Source organism: uncultured Shewanella sp. (assembly GCF_947491715.1).
Classification (GTDB): Bacteria; Pseudomonadota; Gammaproteobacteria; order Enterobacterales; family Shewanellaceae; genus Shewanella.
Genome location: NZ_CANLKR010000012.1, coordinates 22,409 through 41,001, shown reverse-complemented (window position 1 = coordinate 41,001; position 18,593 = coordinate 22,409). Strand labels below are relative to the sequence as shown.

General features: G+C 40.3%; 19 protein-coding genes. 10 read left to right on the top strand and 9 right to left on the bottom strand.

The features are described 5' to 3' along the window. Positions 1-21 precede the first annotated feature (21 nt). Both Q0779_RS10345 and Q0779_RS10340 read left to right on the top strand, forming a co-directional pair. On the top strand, positions 22-408 hold the full coding sequence (locus tag Q0779_RS10345) for a DUF4440 domain-containing protein (protein ID WP_298772305.1): 387 nt from the start codon (positions 22-24) through the stop codon (positions 406-408). Next, positions 408-1,139: a metallophosphoesterase gene (locus tag Q0779_RS10340; protein WP_298772304.1), complete on the top strand. Its 732-nt coding sequence runs from the start codon at positions 408-410 to the stop codon at positions 1,137-1,139. The genes Q0779_RS10345 and Q0779_RS10340 overlap by 1 nt, the downstream gene beginning before the upstream one ends. Before the next feature lie 58 nt (positions 1,140-1,197). On the opposite strand, the gene Q0779_RS10335 is transcribed toward Q0779_RS10340, so the two are convergent. Then, on the bottom strand, positions 1,198-2,691 hold the full coding sequence (locus Q0779_RS10335; protein WP_298772302.1) for a hypothetical protein: 1,494 nt from the start codon (positions 2,689-2,691) through the stop codon (positions 1,198-1,200). 243 nt (positions 2,692-2,934) lie between these two features. Here Q0779_RS10335 and Q0779_RS10330 point away from each other — a divergent pair, with 243 nt between their 5' ends. Next, entirely contained in the window at positions 2,935-4,320 is a 1,386-nt protein-coding gene (locus Q0779_RS10330) for a lyase family protein (protein ID WP_298772300.1), read from the top strand. A 49-nt stretch (positions 4,321-4,369) separates the two neighbouring features. Next, entirely contained in the window at positions 4,370-5,449 is a 1,080-nt protein-coding gene (locus Q0779_RS10325; protein WP_298772298.1) for an alpha/beta hydrolase, read from the top strand. Between the two features lie 44 nt (positions 5,450-5,493). Here Q0779_RS10325 and Q0779_RS10320 read toward each other — a convergent pair whose 3' ends face one another. Next, positions 5,494-6,042: a hypothetical protein gene (locus Q0779_RS10320; RefSeq protein WP_298772295.1), complete on the bottom strand. Its 549-nt coding sequence runs from the start codon at positions 6,040-6,042 to the stop codon at positions 5,494-5,496. Positions 6,043-6,421: 379 nt separating this feature from the next. On the opposite strand from Q0779_RS10320, the gene Q0779_RS10315 reads away from it, so the two are divergent. After that, positions 6,422-6,910: a GNAT family N-acetyltransferase gene (locus Q0779_RS10315; RefSeq protein ID WP_298772294.1), complete on the top strand. Its 489-nt coding sequence runs from the start codon at positions 6,422-6,424 to the stop codon at positions 6,908-6,910. Between the two features lie 124 nt (positions 6,911-7,034). Here the strand turns inward: Q0779_RS10315 and nirC are convergent, their stop codons facing one another. After that, on the bottom strand, positions 7,035-7,814 hold the full coding sequence (gene nirC, locus Q0779_RS10310) for a nitrite transporter NirC (protein ID WP_298772292.1): 780 nt from the start codon (positions 7,812-7,814) through the stop codon (positions 7,035-7,037). Between the two features lie 362 nt (positions 7,815-8,176). Here nirC and Q0779_RS10305 point away from each other — a divergent pair, with 362 nt between their 5' ends. Further along, entirely contained in the window at positions 8,177-8,725 is a 549-nt protein-coding gene (locus Q0779_RS10305; RefSeq protein ID WP_298772288.1) for a hypothetical protein, read from the top strand. Positions 8,726-8,776: 51 nt separating this feature from the next. Here the strand turns inward: Q0779_RS10305 and Q0779_RS10300 are convergent, their stop codons facing one another. Then, a complete protein-coding gene (locus Q0779_RS10300) occupies positions 8,777-10,183 on the bottom strand; it encodes a hypothetical protein (RefSeq protein ID WP_298772286.1) in 1,407 nt (468 codons plus the stop codon). Positions 10,184-10,294: 111 nt separating this feature from the next. Then, on the bottom strand, positions 10,295-11,551 hold the full coding sequence (locus tag Q0779_RS10295; RefSeq protein WP_298772284.1) for a multidrug effflux MFS transporter: 1,257 nt from the start codon (positions 11,549-11,551) through the stop codon (positions 10,295-10,297). Between the two features lie 207 nt (positions 11,552-11,758). On the opposite strand from Q0779_RS10295, the gene Q0779_RS10290 reads away from it, so the two are divergent. Further along, positions 11,759-12,646, top strand: coding sequence for a LysR family transcriptional regulator (locus tag Q0779_RS10290; protein WP_298772282.1), 888 nt, complete (start codon positions 11,759-11,761; stop codon positions 12,644-12,646). A 137-nt stretch (positions 12,647-12,783) separates the two neighbouring features. After that, complete coding sequence (locus tag Q0779_RS10285; protein WP_298772280.1) at positions 12,784-13,491, top strand: alpha/beta hydrolase; 708 nt, start codon at positions 12,784-12,786, stop codon at positions 13,489-13,491. Here Q0779_RS10285 and Q0779_RS10280 read toward each other — a convergent pair. Then, positions 13,461-14,300, bottom strand: coding sequence for an alpha/beta hydrolase (locus tag Q0779_RS10280; protein ID WP_298772278.1), 840 nt, complete (start codon positions 14,298-14,300; stop codon positions 13,461-13,463). The genes Q0779_RS10285 and Q0779_RS10280 overlap by 31 nt on opposite strands. Before the next feature lie 109 nt (positions 14,301-14,409). On the opposite strand from Q0779_RS10280, the gene Q0779_RS10275 reads away from it, so the two are divergent. Beyond that, positions 14,410-15,060, top strand: coding sequence for a DUF6058 family natural product biosynthesis protein (locus Q0779_RS10275; protein WP_298772277.1), 651 nt, complete (start codon positions 14,410-14,412; stop codon positions 15,058-15,060). Positions 15,061-15,117: 57 nt separating this feature from the next. Further along, a complete protein-coding gene (locus Q0779_RS10270) occupies positions 15,118-15,909 on the top strand; it encodes a DUF1295 domain-containing protein (protein WP_298772275.1) in 792 nt (263 codons plus the stop codon). 4 nt (positions 15,910-15,913) lie between these two features. Here Q0779_RS10270 and Q0779_RS10265 read toward each other — a convergent pair whose 3' ends face one another. From Q0779_RS10265 to Q0779_RS10255, 3 genes are all read right to left on the bottom strand, one after another. Next, complete coding sequence (locus tag Q0779_RS10265; RefSeq protein ID WP_298772273.1) at positions 15,914-16,630, bottom strand: alpha/beta fold hydrolase; 717 nt, start codon at positions 16,628-16,630, stop codon at positions 15,914-15,916. A gap of 97 nt (positions 16,631-16,727) precedes the next feature. After that, positions 16,728-17,792, bottom strand: a complete 1,065-nt coding sequence (locus Q0779_RS10260) for an ion channel (RefSeq protein WP_298772271.1) — start codon at positions 17,790-17,792, stop codon at positions 16,728-16,730. Between the two features lie 174 nt (positions 17,793-17,966). Continuing rightward, positions 17,967-18,491 carry an MgtC/SapB family protein gene (locus Q0779_RS10255; protein ID WP_298772269.1) on the bottom strand — a complete coding sequence of 175 codons (525 nt, stop codon included), beginning with the start codon at positions 18,489-18,491 and terminating at the stop codon, positions 17,967-17,969. Positions 18,492-18,593 lie beyond the last annotated feature (102 nt).

Genomic DNA, 18,593 nt, shown 5'->3' with positions numbered 1-18,593 from the left:
ATGTTTCGGGAGTTGCATTTTGTGAATTTAAAAGAAACAATCATTGAGTTAGAACAAGCCTGTATTCAGACGAGTATTCGCAGCTCAAGAGCCGCGTTAGAGGAGTTGCTCGATGATGATTTTATTGAAATACCCAGTACCGGGATCCCGTATGGTAAATCTGATGCGTTAAACCGTATTCCCGATGAAATGTCACCTGAATTTACTCAACAAGATTATGCGATAACCATGCTCGCATCGAATGTGGTGTTATTAACCTATCGTGCAACAATTAAAAAATTCGGTAAGAGTGAAATGGCCTATTCAATGCGCAGCTCTATTTGGCGTTTTAATGATGGTCATTGGCGCATGGTGTTTCATCAAGGCACACCCACCCCTGCGTTTGATAGAGAAATGGGAAATGAGTGATGAAGGTTTATCAAATCAGTGATTGTCATTTAAGTCTTATTGATAAAGAGATTGAAGCGAATTTAATACGCGTATTACAGCATATTGAACGTCAAACTGATGGGGATATGTTACTGATCACCGGGGATCTAGTGTGTGAGCCTTCCATCGAAGTGTATCTCAAGTTTAAAGCTGTCATTGAAGCTCATGTCACTATGGATAGGATTTATGTGATTGCTGGCAATCATGATGATTTATCGCTCATGGAACAGGTGTTTCATCACAGCAAGCTCCAAATTAAGCCTAAAGTGACATTGGATAATGGTATTGAGTTGTTAATGCTTGATTCGAGCTTAAAACCTAAAGGCGCTATGCCCTTGGGGGCGGGGCGAGTATCGAAACAAGCTTTAGTTCAACTTGAAAAAGATACCCGTGAACACTTAAGTGTCGTCATTGTTCATCATCCGGTAATAAATGTGGGGGCACAATGGTTTGCTCACATTGGCATTGAAAATCACCAAGCTGTGATAGATGCGATCCACCCGCAAACATTGGCTGTGATCAGCGGTCATGCCCATTGTTATTTTAACGAGAATATCAAAGACTCAGTGCAGCAAATTATTTGCCCAGCAACCTCATACGGGTTTAATCATGATTGTGATACGTATGAAAGAGAGCCTGTGATTGGCTATATGGGTTATTGGTTTAATACAGAAACAGCACAATTTAATCATCAAGTGTATTTTTGTTGAACGATAGATAGTCACTTGATTATCGTTAAGTGACTATCTATTAAAGAGGCAAAATGCTTTATTCTTCAGTTACGATTTCGGGCCTAGAAACATGTAAACTTAACTCAGTCGGTGCTTGACTAGAGGCATCTGTTAGTATGTCATAAAACCGAAGTAAATCAGTTTCTGGATCGTAAGTGACACTTGCGCTGATAATGTTACCTGAATATTCCTCTCCTAAGCAGCCGCCTGTGATAGTACCTGTAATATTCATGTATTTGGCTGTTTGACTCATGTCAAAAAAGGCAGCAAAATTTTGGAGTAAGAGTGTATTTTGGCAATTTTCTCCTATGAGGATTAAAGGGGAGGTGGCACGTGTATTGGTTAATTGCCAGCTTCCTTTAAAAACTGTGTGTTCTGGAATAATAAAATCGGTTTGTAATTGTAATGATGCTTGGTTATGGCGTTGATCGCCTTCTTCTGGTGTATGATCGGCGAGTTGATAAGTATTTATGGTAAAGGGGATCCAAGTATATTGTTTGAACCCTTGTAGAGTTAAGTCAAATAATATATAAGCATTATTGAGTCCAGCTGGTTGCTCACCTTCACTGTTCATAAAATCTGTGAGTGTTAGCTGATCCTTGCTGGGATCAAATTGAGCTTTCACCGAGGTTAACGTCTCTATCACAGCGTTATCATCACAATTTTCTCGATACTCCCCATCAAACTGAAATGCATCAGTTTGATTATTGTTATTAAACGTCAATAACATATTGAAAAGACTTAACTGGTAAGAGCATGAGCCTCTTTGCATCTTAATCACGATGTTATTACTCAGCTTATCCCCTAATAAAGCGATTTGTCCGGTTGCAATATTGGCTTGAAATACACTGGACTCGATTGGAGTACTGCTTAAGCTTTGTTCTGTATTAGAAGCAATGGCGGGAATATTTGAAATTATTGCATCTTGAACAGTATAAGGCGAATGGGTTGAGATACTCTCACTGAGTACATATTCGCCATTATCATTTTTGTCGATAGAAAATTGATCAGCGAAAAGGGGATATATATTGGCCTGAACGGATGAACTCCAATGTAAGCTGTTTGTCCAGTCCCATCTGACTCCTCGGCGCAAATCTAATTCTATGTTGAAATAACCTATAGTGGTATCGGTATCGCTGGATCTTATTTCATAGATACTTTGGGTGTACATTTTATTGGTGTAATCAACGGCACTGGGTGAGCACTTTGAGGCTTTCGTCTTGATTTTTATTGCTTGTTCCATTTCAATGGGAATAGCGGTTGTGAGCCATTGAGTCTTTGTTACGCCATCTGCTGTCGTTATTTCTGACGACTTAGCACCTTGTGGTTGCATGTCACAGGGTTGATAGCCATTAATTTTTTCATCAATAGACCATTGAGATGAATTTTCTGGAGTGTAAATAGCATAGATGTCACTGCTTGAATGATTGATTAACGTGATAGTTTTACTTCTGTGGGCTCCATAACTTAATTGGCTGAATAGTATTAAAGCGACTGAGAGAGATATCAAAAAGGCGATGGATTTAAACATAACAGAACTCCTAATATTGGAATATAGAGTTGCGTTAGTACGATTTAATGTAACTTAAGTTATTTACTTTTTACAATGTAAGGTAACTAATCAAACAGCATTATAATTTAAATTAACAAAAGTTAATAATTAAAGTTTGATTTTGTTTAGCTGACATTCAGCTATGTTTTTTATGCTCATTCATTCATGATTATTTTTTCCTATACTTGATTTTTGTCTTTCTTTTGGGGATTGATTGGCGATATGGATGATTTTCGAGTTGAAAAAGACAGTATGGGGGAAGTCAGAGTCAATAAAGGTGCACTTTATGGGGCACAAACTCAAAGAGCGATTGATAATTTTCAAATCAGCGATTTGATGATGCCCCGTGCTTTTATTCGAAGTCTGGCCCTCATTAAGCAGATCAGCGCACAGACTAACCTCACCTTGAAGCTCATTGAACCTCACATTGCGAAGGCGATAATGGAAGCAAGCCAAATGATTATTGATGGGCAGCATGATGCTTCTGATACACAGTTTCCTGTGGATGTGTTTCAAACCGGCTCTGGAACAAGTTCAAATATGAATGTTAATGAGGTTGTCGCGGCATTAGCCAGTCAAGAGGTTCATTGTCCTGTGGATCCTAATGATCATGTGAATATGAGTCAAAGCAGTAATGATGTGATCCCAACCGCTATTCATATCAGCGCTGCTCTTGCGATCAACAATGATTTATTACCCGCCTTGGCGCATCTAGATTTATGTATTATTGATAAAGCCCATAGTGTGAAGGCACATATAAAAACGGGCCGGACTCATTTAATGGATGCGATGCCTGTCAGTTTAAATCAATCGCTTTTGTCTTGGTCAGGCCAATTACAACATGCCAGCAGAGGGATTAAATCGGGACTTGTTGAATTATTGCAATTGGCTCAAGGCGGAACCGCGGTGGGAACTGGGGTGAATGCCCATGCTGATTTTGCGCCTCTCTTTTGCCAGTTTTTGGCAAAAAAGACGTCATTAGATTTTGTGCCCAGTGCTAATAAATTTGCATTGATGGCCAGCCAAGATGTGGCGGTGAATGTCTCAGGTCATCTAAAAACCTTAGCGGTGGCCTTATTGAAAATTGCGAATGATTTACGTTGGATGAACTCGGGGCCTTTATCGGGACTGGGAGAGATCTCACTCACGGCTTTACAACCAGGTTCATCGATTATGCCGGGAAAAGTCAATCCGGTGATCCCTGAGTCGGTGGCCATGGTGGCTGCGCAAGTGATAGGTAACGATACGAGTATTACTATTGGCGGACAGTCGGGTAATTTTGAATTGAATGTGATGTTACCCTTAATTGCTTATAATTTATTACAAAGTATAGGGCTATTGAGTAATGGTATGCACACGTTAGCCGATAAAGCCATCGTAGACTTTACTGTGAACAGTGACAGACTCAATGAGCAACTTGCAAAGAATCCTATTTTAGTGACGGCATTAAATCCCATTATTGGTTATCAAAATGCGGCGAGTATTGCTAAGAAAGCCTATGCTGAAAAAAGACCCATCATTGATGTGGCTGAGGAAGAAACAAGTTTGTCTCGCGCAGAGCTTGAGAATTTACTTGATCCCGCTAAATTGACATTGGGTGGCTTGTAGACAAGTCATGCTAATACCTCAATAAAACCGTACGAAAAAAGGGCAAAATATGAAACCGCAACGTATTTATGATCCCGAGATTGAAGCAATAGCAAAAATCTTACCTTATTTCGATTTTTCTGATCCTAATAAGGTCAGAGAGAGTTTTCATCAAATGAGGAAAATGCTACAAGAACAAGGGATTGAGCGCCCGACAGATGAGAATGTGGAGGAGGTTGAACGTAGCATACCTGGAGCTAATGGAGCGCCTGATATCCCTATTCGTCTATATCGACCCAAGGCGGTGAAGACGCCAATGCCTGTGTTTATTAACTTTCATGGTGGCGGATTTATGTTAGGTGATTTGGAGTTCGACCATCCTCGCAGCTTAGTTATGGCTGCAAGAACGCAATCAATGGGTGTGCTGGTGGACTATCGACTTTTGCCTGAGCACCCTTTTCCAGCCGCGGTTGAGGATTGCTACGCCACCCTTGAATGGGTATCAGAAAATGCTAAGGCATTGAATATTGACCCTAATCGAATTGTCATTGGCGGCGGCAGTGCTGGCGGGACGCTTGCAGCGGCTGTGGCCTTGATGGCTCGTGATAGAAAGGGACCGAACATATTAATGCAAATGCTATTGTATCCGGCGCTAGATGATCAGGCACAAACAGAGTCGATGAAAAATGGTGATGGGTTGTATATTTGCGATAATCGCAGCATTCGAGCAGTCTGGTGCCATTATTTGGGTATGACATGTTTAGAAGGCGATAATGTAGAGAGGAAAAAGTTAGACAGTCAGCGAAGAGATGGGCTAACGCATAATAGTGTCAATCATAATGGAATGAGTGGTCATAGTTTAGGCGGAATAGATTTACAAGATGAGCTAACGCATATATCGCCTTATGCCGCGCCAGGCAAGGCAAAAGATTTATCAAAGCTACCTCCTGCTTATATTATGACGTGTGAGCATGATGCCCTAAGAGATGAAGCCATCTTGTATGCAACGCGGTTGATGAATGCAGGAGTGCCTGTCGAATTGCATAATTATGCAGGGACAGTACACGGATTTGACTTTCTTACGCCATCGTCTTTATCTGAGCAAGCGATAGAGGATTGTGTGAGAGCATTTAAGCGAGCTTGTCAATAACGAGTGAGGGAGCGGGGTGAACATTTATCTGTGGCTCAATAGCGTTATAAAAAACTGATAATATATTGTCCGCAAGCATTGTTAATGCCTTCTATTGTTGAGTTTGAAGTATTTAATATGGGGACAATAGAGACTGTCTTTTTTTGTTTTAAAAATTGAATATGGCAGTGAAAAATTTTGAATTCATTGTCGATAGCAGGGCATCGGAATGTATGCAAATTCGTGCGATTGTCAATATCGGGTAGGTTGCTAGTGAGGTTGAGTTGCATGAATTGATGCTGGTACCTATTTGGGTATTTGGCCCGTTGATGTGTTGTGGTTTTTATGTACTCATTATTATAAATTTCATCATTTATTTTTGATTTATTTTCACCTTGTGTTTTGAAGTGTTTTGCTTGCATTATTAGCTCTGTATTTTCATGTACTTTAACATCACACTCCTTGGCACCATAGTCCAGTCCCGTAAACATCACAGTAATTGATAGGTTAACAATAGCATTACGACTTTGGTTAAGATCCACATTGAGTGCTGGAAATAATTCTCTTCCTCCCCCTTTTAACGTATTAAGTTGTTGATTGGTGATGATGGGCATAATATTTTCCAAGCTATTCATTCAATGGTTTTTTATGGTATAAATCGGTTTTGTTTTTTATTAAGGTTTCTGTCGTTATCTAATACTGAGTGTAGTTAACTTTTAATAGGTTAAAAAAAGTTAATGTTTAAGCTAACCATAACGCATTTTATTCAAGAAAAATATTACACCTTATTACAGAGATAAAAATGAGGTAAACGTTAGAAAGCATATTCATAAAAAGGTTACCAAAGGTAATAATTGAACATAGCGCTTGATGTTATTTAAGTTAAATAACATTAATAATCAGTAGGTTAATTGTAATTTTTTGATATGAATGTGACTTCATCCTTGAAGACAGGATAGGAAAAGTTGAATTGATAATAAGGAGTAAGTCAAAGTGATAAAGGTGAGGCACAGTGAGCTTTCTGATCTAGAGGCGATTAAAGCCATTTACGAACAAGAACATGCGTTTAGTAATACGTTGCAACTTCCGTTTCAGTCAGACTTATTATGGGAGCAAAGACTCACGACATTTTCGGACAATCATATTAATTTAGTGGCGCTTATCGATAATCAGGTGGTGGGGCAATTATCATTACAAGTGATGGACAGACCGAGACGAAAACATGTGGCTACGCTTGGCATGGGAGTGTCTAGTCGACATACCGGCCAAGGGGTGGGAGAGCAGTTATTATCTTCAGCACTGGATTTAACCGATAATTGGTTAAATATTAGACGAGTAGAGCTTGAAGTGTATAAAAATAACGAAGCGGCCATTTGTTTATATCAAAAAAAAGGTTTTGTTGAAGAAGGCGTGATGCGAGATTATGCCTTCACTTGTGGTGAATATGTGGATGCTTTGATGATGGCAAGGTTGAGGGAGTGAATGCCCATTCATAGGAATTGGCTAATCAATTCGTGTTTGGCTGCTGTGGTATTATTGGTTATTCTTTATTTTCAACTTTGGCTTAATGCCGCTATTAAGCGGCGCAGCTTATTCCGAATTCAGGTTATTTAACCATAGGTCTCTCTGCTTTTGGCGTGGCGTACCAGTAACCCAGTCCCATAAAGATAACGCCTGACAGTAGGTTTCCCAGCGATACCCAAAATAAGTTCCGCCCCATGCCTAAAAGGGTAAAACCGGTGTGATGTTCACCAAAATACGATAGGGCAAAGATACTCATATTGGCAATGGAGTGTTCATATCCACAGCCGATAAAGGCCAGTAAACACCACCAGATGGCAATAAATTTTCCTGTGCCTTCGAGGCGTTGACACATCCAAATGGCCAAGCAGACGAGCCAATTACACAAAATGCCTTTAAAAAAGAGCACGGTTATAGGAGAAGTGGTTTTTGTCAGTGCGACATGATGAATGAGGCTCTCTGAGTTTGTGAGTAATTGTCCCCCGCCGGATAAGAAAAAGAGTCCTGCGACCGCGATAGAACCCAGTAAATTATAGATCCACGTTTTTGGTAAGACGCGTACACTGTCTTTCCAATGAATAGCGCCAGTTTTTACTCCAAAGGTTAAAAACATGGTATGGCCAGTAAAGAGTTCAGAGCCTGCGATGATAACCAAGGTTAAGGCCAGCCCAAAAGTGGCCCCCATGACAAGCGGGCGAATGGCGGGGGAAAGTGGATCCCCTAAGGTGAATACCAAGATAATCGCTAGCCCAATGTAGGCACCGGCCATAGCACCACTTACCATGAAACTAAAGGGAGAAGTGTTGTTTAAAGTAACGATACGAACGGCATTGATCGAACATTTTTCTATTGTGTCTGCATACATAAACAAGATCCGTTATGAAAGAATAACTGGGCTAATGATTAAATTATATACCCGTATTTTGAAGTGCAAGGAGATATCACAGTGTGCCGGAATGTTTGAAAAATAATCCATGTTGTCTTGAAGCAACTATGATGTTTAAGTTTGACGGTCCTCAAAGATGTGAGTATGCCTCAGTTATTATGATGAAAGTTGATTAAGATCAAGTGATGTTGCTTATTGCTGAGATCTAGGACCATTAGCGTAAAGTCTAGTAGATAGAGTGATTTTAATTCAATAGGTTAAAAATAGAATCATGACTGGGACATTGTATGATGAACCATGATTGACTATCTGTAATGGAACTTTATTTAAAGGAATCAAACATGAAGTTAGCTCATATTCTCTTTTCGACACTCCTTCCCGTTGCTGTTTTTGTGACCAGTTTTACCAGTTATGCTGGCGGGATCAAACAAGAAGCTTATTGTATTGATAATGGGGGGACCGTTGAAAAAATGATTGCAAAATACGGAAGTGATTTGAATGGTTTGTCGAGAACATTTTGTACTTTTACAAAAGATAATGGCTTTGTGGCCGTTGGCTTGAGTGCATTTGCATCGAAAACGCCCAATATTGCTGCAACCTTAATGAAGCAACTGCCGCCATTGGCTGATGATTCATTGCTTTGGCAAGGCGATTTTTTTAATCCGTCTATGAATGTGTGTAAAAATTTAGGGGGCGCAACCATGAGTGAAAATGTGGTATCGGGTGGCTTTACTAATGCCAATGGAGCGAACGATATTTGTGTGTTTGGTGATACATCAATGGTCAGTGCTTGGTCATTGATTTATATGGCAAATGGTCGAAATCAGTATGATGAAGTAAAGCATGCGGTTCGCTCGGATCCGATTGACAATTTATATATTCCTGAATAAATTAATCATGTTTTGATATTCAGTGCCGCTTGGCACTGAATATCATTGTTTTTATTCGCCCGACTTTTTCATTATGATACCAAAGCTGAGGCTATCAATGTCATGTACTGGGTTTGTTTCAGCGTTATTAATGCCTTCTGTTAGTTCACTGAGTTTGTCTATTTTGTCAAGGGGTTCAAGATGCTTAATGAGGTGAAGTGATATTGCAAATTGATTCAATTGATTTAACGTGTCTTTAATATCACTCGGGAACTCAAGTACTTGCCAAGGATGACTGTTTTTGCTTGAAAAAGAATGAATACGCCAGTTGAGCTTGTTTTCATTGCAAGCTTCATGATGACGTTCATTACCTTGTTCATCACACACTTCAATTGCAATTTGTTGATAACGACTTGCCAAACTCATAAAGTCGAGAGTAAGTCTATCTGGATGCTTTAATATCTGTTTAAAAAATTGTTTAGATTGCATGTTATCTAAAGGCGAGAAAGTGAGCTGATGAGGGGCATGTTTCAGTTGTGCATCATTGCTAATATTACGACGACTGTTTGCAATGACGGTGAGTGTAAAATCTTCATTGGTATCGGTATAATTTTCTTCAAATGGATGAAAAAATTTCACTTGTGTGTGAGTGTTTAATGCTGGATAAATATAATCGGGATAGTGAATAGGGAGGCTATTGTCGCGGCTGATCTGGTGGTAATTGCCTGCTAGTGTGACATATTCCCAATGTTCTGATGTACTTAAATCGACATAAATGCCCTCTGCGGTAAAATCGGACAGAGATAAAGTATATTCATTAAACCCTGTGAGCGACATTAATCCAGCCTTCGCTGTACCAGTATATGCATTAATTAATTGGATGGGTAGCTGAGGTTGATTTTCACAATATTCAATCATTACTCTTGTTTCTTCATTGGTCGGTGACAGCACTATGCTGTTTTCATTGATACCATTGACGACTAAGATTTCATCCATTGCTTGGTGAGTTAACATATTGAGTTCTAAGGTGAGTGTTGCACTTTTACAATTTTTTTCTTGATAAATAAATCGTTTATCTTGTAGATCATCGGCGGAAATATTCATAAAACTTTGCAGTTTTAAGACTTGATTATCATTAAGTGTGATATAGGTGAGATGTGCTGCTTGATCTGTCCAAGAGACTTGGACTTTTCCCGCAGGATCCGCTTGGTGTTGGCCAATGATATTGCCTGAGTTGTCATGAACAATGAATATGGCCTGTGGGTCATGGGTGTTGCCCGATCTCGTTCGTCTAACTGCTTCAAGGGTAAGCAAAGTGTTAGGCTCAGTGGCTGTATCTTCTGGCTTGTCATTATCAATGGGGTTCTCTACGAGAGGGGGATTATTGGAGGGATTGACTGTTGAGCTGTTATCGCTCCCTCCACAACCAGATAATATGCTACTGATTAATAAAGTAATAAGAAAGTTACTGGGACTCATGTATTTTATCTTTTTGTTATAAATGAGTCTTTATTGTTTCATTGTTGCGCTTTATTTAAATTAGACTTTAGTCTAGCGCAGTTGCCTTGATGCATCCGTTTTGATGACAGTCTATTGAGATTCTGGTATCGCAGTGAGAGCGGTGTTTTCTTGTACTTGTAGTTGTGTTAACCGCTTGGCTAACAAATATAGAACAGCGAATAAGGATAAATAAATCCAGCCTAATGAGGCGAGTGATGACCATTGTAGCTTAGCCATTGTTGCGGTAATGATAGCAGTGCCTACCATTTGAAACACTCCAGACAGTGCCGCTGCGGCGCCAGCTTGATGTGAAAACAATGACAGTGCGCCAGCCATTGCATTGACGAAAATGAAGGATACGGCGAGCCCGTTTAGCGCTAAGGTTAATAATATCGCGGTCAGTGACGTAATATTAAAGGCGTTTTGTAATAAAAATGAGAGTCCTACAATAGCTAGGAGCATCATGCCTGTTTGTATTAATGTATTGTTACCGACACTATTGGGTAATCTATTTTGGATCAGATTACCCACCAAGAAGAAACTGGGTTGGACGAGCATTAAATAACCGACTTCTTTGGGGCTAAAGCCAAATTGGCTGGTGAGTAAAAAAGGAGTATTTTCCAAGCATAAGATCATAGCTAGATAGCCTATGAGTGTGGCGATGGCATAGCAAACGAAGGGTCTGTTTTTTAACACATGGCCATAGTCGGCAAGAATATTTGACAATGACAGTGTTGATTGTGTTTTATATTCAGCTTGTTGGGAATGTTCAGGGGAGACATCTTTGTTGGTTTCTGCCATTTTGAAAAAAACGATCAGTAATAATACTCCGCTGTAAAAGGTCAGGATCATGAAATTACTGCGCCAGTTAAAGGCTTCTTGCATATATCCTCCTAATGTCGGTGCGATGACGGGAGTGAAAGAAGCGGCAATGGCGAGCATGTTGATGGCTTTTCGTAATGCTTGACCCTGAAAAAGATCCCTCAATATTGCGCGGCCGAGTACTGAAAGCCCACCGCCTCCGAGTCCTTGCAATAATCTGGCGAGCAGTAATTGTTCGAAATTATGGGCATAGACGGCCAGAATACTGCCACAGGTTAAAATAGTGATGCTTATTAATAGCAATGGCTTGCGACCAATATGGTCGGATAAGGCCCCATAAAATAGCTGTGAGAGACCGAAGGTTAAAAAGAAAACGCTTAATGTGAGCTGTGTGTCACCAACGCTTAAATGCCATTCGCTTGAGATGGCAGGTAGAGAAGGTAGATAAAGGCTTACGGCGAGCTGTGAGGCGACAACGCCCAATATGACTAAAATAAAGTTGAGGTTTCCAAAAGTTTGTTTCACTTTGTTGGCCTTGTTTTTTCCTGTCCATGACTCAATGAGAAATAGTGAGTCATCAATCAGATGAAATGACAGGTTTATGGTTTTTGTTGTGTGAGTTGATTATAATTTATTTCCTACATGATGATAATATAGTATTTTGGAAATCTATTGCGTCTTAATAGGACTTAATTGAATGTTATGAATTATTGAGTGGGAGGGGGGAGTTCGATGGATTGGTATAAGTGTTCACAGAGTTTTATTCAGATTGTTGATGATCAGAGTTTTACAAAAGCGGCGAGTCACCTCTTTACCTCGAGCTCTGCATTAAGTAAGCATATTAATTGGTTAGAAGATCAACTTGGTGTACAACTTTTGCAGCGAACGACGCGCCGATTGGATTTAACGGTAGAGGGGGAGTATTTTTATGAGCAAGCTAAGTCTCTATTAAATGATTGGAAAGACTTAACAGAAACTGTGCGCAATCAAAGTGATGCGCCTCGTGGTGTGTTAACGATTGGCATATCCGTTCTCTTTAGTAGTTTATATATTGTGCCATTGTTACCTAAGCTACTTGAGCAATACCCTGAATTAACCATTAATGTGAAAACATTAACTTACCCTCTGTTATACCATGTTGAAAACCTTGATTTATACTTTAGTCATAAATCGCCCGATTTTTTCTCGGTAAATATGGATCATCATGTGATAGGCCAAGCGCATTTAAAACTGTTTGCCTCCCCTATTTATTTACAGCAAAAAGGGGTGCCGAAAACCTTATCGGACTTATCTGAGCATAATTGCCTGATGAGTATGGGCAGTGATGCCCCGCAAGTGTGGGCCTTTGATAATGGGGAAACCGTTACCATTCAGGGCAATTTAATATCCGATAATAACACTACTTTAATTAAGGCTGCTGTTGCAGGCTTGGGCATTGTGTTTGCCAGTCCCATGGCCTTTAATGATGAAGTGAAAGGGGCATTAGTGCCGGTGTTACCAGAGCATCAATCCCAAACATGGACGATTTATGCTTATTACCCTAAATTGAGGACGTTGCCATTTAAAACGCAATCGTTTTTAGATTATGTAGAAGATAAATTAAGAGATGCTTTGCAATAGCTTATCGAAACTCATGCAGGTTATGCCCGAGTTACTCTAAAGTGCACAGTGTTTAGAATGTGTTGAAGCGCGTCATCCCCCTGTGCCTAATTGTTTGAGTGTATTTTTATCGAGCTGTTTATATTTAGGAGGCCATAATGTCGTTAAATGTGTTATTTATTCCTGGGTTAGGTGGCGATCCGAGTATGTGGAAAGCGGTGGCAAGTGACATGTTGCCGCAGATGCAGTTGCATTATGGGTCAGTCTTGAAAGGAGAAAGTGTTGCGGAATTGGCTCGTAGGGTGTTAATGGATGCGCCCGATAAATTTGTTGCTATTGGGTTTTCTTTAGGAGGCTGGGTGGCGATGGAGCTTGCTAGGATAGCCCCAAAAAGAGTACTGGGATTAGGCTTGATAAGCACGACGGATGGGACCATGTCAGCTCAAACGATAGCGGCCATGAAGGCTTCACAACAACAAATTCTTGAGCAAGATTTGGCGATCGTTATTCAGCAGTCTTTAGCGCATTATTTTACTCCAGATGATCTAAAGCATGATGCCATGATAGCGTCTTATCAGGCAATGATGTTAAGGGTAGGAGCTGAGATTTGCATGCAGCAATATCAACTCATTATTGATTTTAAAGGACCCATGCCCTTTTTATCTTCCCTTCATTGCCCAACGATAGTGCTCCGTGGTGAGCAAGATGAACGTATACCTTTTTCAATGACTCAAGATTTATGTCAAGTCATCGCTTCTGCTCAATATCGAGGTATCAAATCTGCATCTCATTACGTGCCATTAAGTCAGCCGCAACGAGTAGCGAAGTGCCTCAATCAATGGTTGAGTAAGCTTTCTAGCCATTGATTTAAATGAGCTAAAAAAATGTCGGGTTGTTGTTGAGCACAAAAATGTGAGTCGGCATTTTTTATGATAAAAGTGGGAATATTGTGTTGCTCTAGAAAAGGGAGATTAACTTGCTTCTTTCCGTTTTCTGCTAAGCAATAGAGCTTGGGGATAGTCAGTTTGCTAAAGTCTTCGCCTATTTGACTGGTAAAGGTTTGGTTTTCGATGGCATGAGCTAAGGTTTGAGTGAGTTGACACTGTTTAATAAAGCAAGACAGATCAGCAAATTGTAGGCCACAAAAATAATGCCGCATGGCTTGCTCATTGTGCCCGATCTGATAAATTTTGTGGCAGAAATCCATATACCAAGTGTTAATATTCTTGCCTTGGTGAATACATTTAACCACTTCATTAGAAATAAATATTCCATGTTGGGTCACTGGGGTTTCTATGGCGTAAATGCCTTTAATGAGCTGAGCAATGTCACTTGTTGCTAAGTGATTAGCATAAATTCCGCCCTGAGAATGGGCAATAATAAAGATACGCTTATAACTGTGATGAAGTGACTGAATGTGCTTTATGAGTCCTTGTGTGCCTAACTCAAATGAAAACGTTTCTGTGCTCAAACCACTGCTTTTACCATGGCCGATTAAATCGGGAATAAAAATGTCATAGGATTTGAGTTGAGTACTGTGGATAAAATCAGCATAATTTAAGTGTGAATCACCGCAGCCATGTAAAAATATGAGCAAAGTATCACGGCCTTGGATGGATGTGAGTGCAAACAAGTCATAATGTTCTGTTTTAATGTATGATTCAGCTATCATCATGTTTATTCAATGTTAAATTGGATAGACTGAGTATAGCTTAGGGGATGTTGAGTGTTAATATTCAATCTTATTGGTATTCTGAGTTAAAGCAAAAAAGGAAAGTATCAAAATGGAGTTAATACAGTATCTCAACACTTATTTTTTAACTGAGGAAGTTCTGTTAAAAAAGGTGAATGTGGATTATTCAGTGTTGGAAAAGTACCAGTTAATGGGGATCATGCCCAAAGCGTCATATCAATTAAGGCTTGCTATTCACTGCGACTCATTTTTTGGCCTGCGAGATGAAACCCAATCTTTGCGTTATTATGCCAAAGGCTACGTTTCATGGTTTAATGTCGTGCGTGAATTATCTGATGCTCAAGGTGGCCATAAAGAGGCGGTTTATGCGGTTTTTTTAAAACGTTACCTTGATACCATCCATAAACTGAATGGATTGGGCCATGCGTTGAATCGTGTGCAAAAAGAACACGATCTTCATTGTCATATTGAACAAGAGTGGGCGCATTTTTTAGCGGGAACCTATGGTCTGTGTACGCTTTCTGGTTTACCGGAAGATATCGCGGCAAAGGAGCTGGCGATCAGCCAGATCAATACGCTGTCTCAATTAACCTCATTAACTTCTGAGCAACGTATTCAGCTTACCAGAGCGGTTAATTTATTGGATGATGTTAGCGCGCTCTTTGCGCCTCATGAGAGAGAAACTAGCTCTCGTAAACGGTTAGTGGATGACATTAGAAAGATTTATCAGTTATCGGCCTAAGTTTTTTGCTGTTCTACCGACTATGCTTATTATAGGGTTTCATTGCTTGGAAAAGTCATGATAGAAAGCATTATGCTGGCTTGGTTATGGGTGGCAGGAATGATGATTTTGGCTTGGTTTATTGGGTTCTGGACCCATAATCCCAGTGTGATCGATGTATTCTGGCCCATGACGATTTTACTTGCTAGCCTGATTTTAGCGGGAGGCATTGCCACTGGTCTTGTATCGCAATTATTGCAATTATTACTCTTGATTTGGAGCCTGCGCTTAGGGGGATATTTGTTATTTAAGCGTGTGTTACCGCACCATTTGGATAAACGTTATACCTATATAAGCGCTCGTTGGGAGGGGTCTAAGAAGATAGGTTTTTTCATTAATTTTCAGTTACAAGGTGTTATGGCTGTGGTGATAGCCATGCCTTTTCTGTTTATCGATCATCATTTATCTTTCAATGTATTGAATGCAATTGCTTTAATTTTGGTTGCGATAGGCATCATTACAGAGAGCGTGGCAGATTTTCAGCTTATCGGGGCCAAAGATCAAGGTTTGACCTTATGCAATACGGGGTTGTGGCAATATTCACGCCATCCTAATTACTTTTTCGAATGGATGATTTGGCTCGGTTTTGCTTTAGCGGGCTGGAGTGCAAGTTTACAGACGGGCTTAAGGGACGAAAGGCTATTGGACTTTGCTTGGCTCAGTGTATGTTCACCTGCTTTACTCTTGTTTATTATGTTTAAAATAACCATTCCCTTAACTGAAAAGTTGTCGATACAAGCTAAGGGGAGCGTTTATCGTCAATATCAACAAAGCACATCGATGTTTGTCCCTTTGCCTTCTAAAAAATAATCCATCAAGTATCGGTGACGATATTGTTCAATGTTTGACTCAATAACTTGGGGTTTGACAGCATGACGCAATGATCTGTATCGATGATATGAGTCTGGCCGTTAATCCTATTTGAAAAGTACTTTGCTTGTTCTTCAAGGAGTCGTTGATCATATTTGCAAATAATATAGTCTTGTTTGATGGACAGTTGATTTGGACTTGTTTGTGTTTGTTCTTCATAAGGCTTAAAGGGCTCTGGGGTTATTTTATTAAAATAAAATTGGGCTTGAGTGAGGCTTAAGTTACTGAAATAGTATTTATGCATAGTTTCAAAATCCAGAACAAGGCAATGGGTTGGAGATTGTAAAGCTATTTTTTGATATTCCGTTTGCCTGTCTGGTGGCAGTTGATCCAGCATAGATTCATTTGTGTTAGGAATATAAGCAGCCAGATAGATGAGCCTGCTAATTTCATCGTGTTTGAGACTTAAGTCGGCCAATAACATTCCCGCTGCTGAATGCCCTACGAGGGTAATGTTTTTCCATGCTAAGTCATGTATAGCTCGAGAAACAGCACTTAGATAATCTTGTCGTGTAATATGCTCTCTTGGGGTTTGATCATTGCCATGACCGGGAAGATCGATACTGTAACATTCATGTCCTAATTGGCAAAGGGTGGAAGAAACCTGTTGCCAACACCATGCGCCGTGAGAAGCGCCGTGAATGAATAAGAATTTGGCCATGATTTTTCCTTAAAGTATCGTGGCCGTCAATGTTAATGGACTTGTTGAGTGACGGCCGAGCCTTGGGTGAGTTATTGATTAAGCATAAGCATAAGCATTAGCTTGTAAAATGCCAGTTAACTTCCGTGGCCAAAATCCGCTCTGACGCAATATAGTGAATAAAATGTCCCGATGTGAGTTGCCTTTCCGCTGGGGGATTGAGCTCAACATCATCGCCTGAGAGCATAGTGGAAATAGCGATGAGAGTCGCATTATTGTCATTTTTCATTTGTTGCCAAAGTTGGCCAACGGTGAAAGAAGGCACATTTTCAGGGATTTTTAAAGAAAACTGTGTGGCACCGGTTTGAGGACTCAGTAGGTGACTGATGACTCTTGATGATCCTGGATCTTGCATTGAGCGAGCCAATAGCTCTGCTGAGCGATTGCTGCCGGACTCGATATTGGGGCAGTGCTTGTCTAACAAGGCGGCATTTTGTTCATCATTGAAGTAAGCCACAATGTGGCAGTCTTGCTTGACTCGAGGAGAAATGGCTAAGGCTGCCATGAGCGTTTGCTCGTCACTTTCGCCATAAATAATCACTCGATTAGCGTCATCAATGCTGATCCGGCTGAGTGCGTCTTCATTTGAAAAAGAGGGCATTTTAGCAAAGTCCACCTGATCATTGTCTGGATAAGGATGTGTTTGTTCATCATTATTGACACAGATCAATATTTGCCCATTTTGCCTGCGTTTATCCGATAAGATACAATCGATGAGCTTTCTTGTTCCTTTAGGGTGCCAGCCGATAATAATGACATGATTGCTATAATGTGAAAAGTTTCTCATACCCTTGATATTCCGTTCAATTAGTGTTTTTGTTGTGGCGATGATTTTGGCCAAAACGGAACCAAAAATGCCAATACTTGCAGGTATTTGGTACCAAGCGACAAACTGCTGCCCGCCTATGGTAACAGGTGACATATCGCCGAATCCTACCGTGCTGCCAACAACTGACATAAAGTAGAAAAATTGAGGCAATTGCACCAGTTGTGTTTCGCCGAGCGCACTGAGGGCTAACCAACAAATGACATAATGTGCAATTGAACCCAATAACAGCGACGGCCAACTGATTTTATGTAAATGCACTGAGCATAAGAGATAGATCCGCCTAAATAAGTACATAGCGAATTATCCGTATGAAATGTAGTGAAAATCTAATGTCCATTATTCATGTGTGTCCTTTTAGCTTAGATAGGTGAGCAGTTTAAATAAATTGAATTGGGATTGAAAGGGTGGCCAGTAATGGTTTTTTCCCCATGCGCTGCTATGTTAAGTCAGCGCTTCCTTTTGAGCAGACTAACGGTACTTCTGATGAGGAATGATGTGATCTGTTTGAGTCTGGCCATCGGCCACAACTTTTGTTGATTGTTGTTGATGTTCAGAACCTGAAAAAAGGTAAGACAGAAAAACAATAATTGTCATTCCAAAACCAATAATGTACATATTGATGCCAATGGCCATACCAATCACGGCTGCCGCCCATAACGTGGCGGCAGCAGAGATCCCTCTTACGGCATTATTTCTATCTTCAAAAATAAGCCCAGCGCCGAGAAAGCCAATGCCTGTGACGACACCAGCAATAATGTTAAAGGTATAATCGACTTGGTATAAATAATATAAATGAATGGCAATTTCACTGAATCCACAGGCACTCAATGCCGTGATCCCAAAAATGCGGATCCCATTTGGGTGTGTTTTTCGCACGGAATACCCGACTATGCCGCCCAGTACTGAAGCGATGGTAATTTTGAGGAGATAAATGACTTCGATAAGTTCAAAAACAGGCATAAGATTTTGAAGTTCAGAGGAGACAGCAGGCATATAAAAGCGCATCCTTTTAACAGTTGTGATAATGAGCAATGAAGGGGTAAGACTTGAGTCTACACTGATGTGTTTGAGCGATGCACTCATAGAAGCTTATTG

Coding starts and splice junctions, on each gene's coding strand:
- Q0779_RS10270 (WP_298772275.1), top strand. CDS start 15,118: ATGATAGAAAGCATTATGCTGGCTTGGTTATGGGTGGCAGGAATGATG.
- Q0779_RS10275 (WP_298772277.1), top strand. CDS start 14,410: ATGGAGTTAATACAGTATCTCAACACTTATTTTTTAACTGAGGAAGTT.
- Q0779_RS10340 (WP_298772304.1), top strand. CDS start 408: ATGAAGGTTTATCAAATCAGTGATTGTCATTTAAGTCTTATTGATAAA.
- Q0779_RS10280 (WP_298772278.1), bottom strand. CDS start 14,300: ATGATGATAGCTGAATCATACATTAAAACAGAACATTATGACTTGTTT.
- Q0779_RS10255 (WP_298772269.1), bottom strand. CDS start 18,491: ATGCCTGCTGTCTCCTCTGAACTTCAAAATCTTATGCCTGTTTTTGAA.
- Q0779_RS10260 (WP_298772271.1), bottom strand. CDS start 17,792: ATGTACTTATTTAGGCGGATCTATCTCTTATGCTCAGTGCATTTACAT.
- Q0779_RS10325 (WP_298772298.1), top strand. CDS start 4,370: ATGAAACCGCAACGTATTTATGATCCCGAGATTGAAGCAATAGCAAAA.
- Q0779_RS10285 (WP_298772280.1), top strand. CDS start 12,784: ATGTCGTTAAATGTGTTATTTATTCCTGGGTTAGGTGGCGATCCGAGT.
- Q0779_RS10300 (WP_298772286.1), bottom strand. CDS start 10,183: ATGAGTCCCAGTAACTTTCTTATTACTTTATTAATCAGTAGCATATTA.
- Q0779_RS10330 (WP_298772300.1), top strand. CDS start 2,935: ATGGATGATTTTCGAGTTGAAAAAGACAGTATGGGGGAAGTCAGAGTC.
- Q0779_RS10265 (WP_298772273.1), bottom strand. CDS start 16,630: ATGGCCAAATTCTTATTCATTCACGGCGCTTCTCACGGCGCATGGTGT.
- Q0779_RS10305 (WP_298772288.1), top strand. CDS start 8,177: ATGAAGTTAGCTCATATTCTCTTTTCGACACTCCTTCCCGTTGCTGTT.
- Q0779_RS10320 (WP_298772295.1), bottom strand. CDS start 6,042: ATGCCCATCATCACCAATCAACAACTTAATACGTTAAAAGGGGGAGGA.
- nirC (WP_298772292.1), bottom strand. CDS start 7,814: ATGTATGCAGACACAATAGAAAAATGTTCGATCAATGCCGTTCGTATC.
- Q0779_RS10290 (WP_298772282.1), top strand. CDS start 11,759: ATGGATTGGTATAAGTGTTCACAGAGTTTTATTCAGATTGTTGATGAT.
- Q0779_RS10335 (WP_298772302.1), bottom strand. CDS start 2,691: ATGTTTAAATCCATCGCCTTTTTGATATCTCTCTCAGTCGCTTTAATA.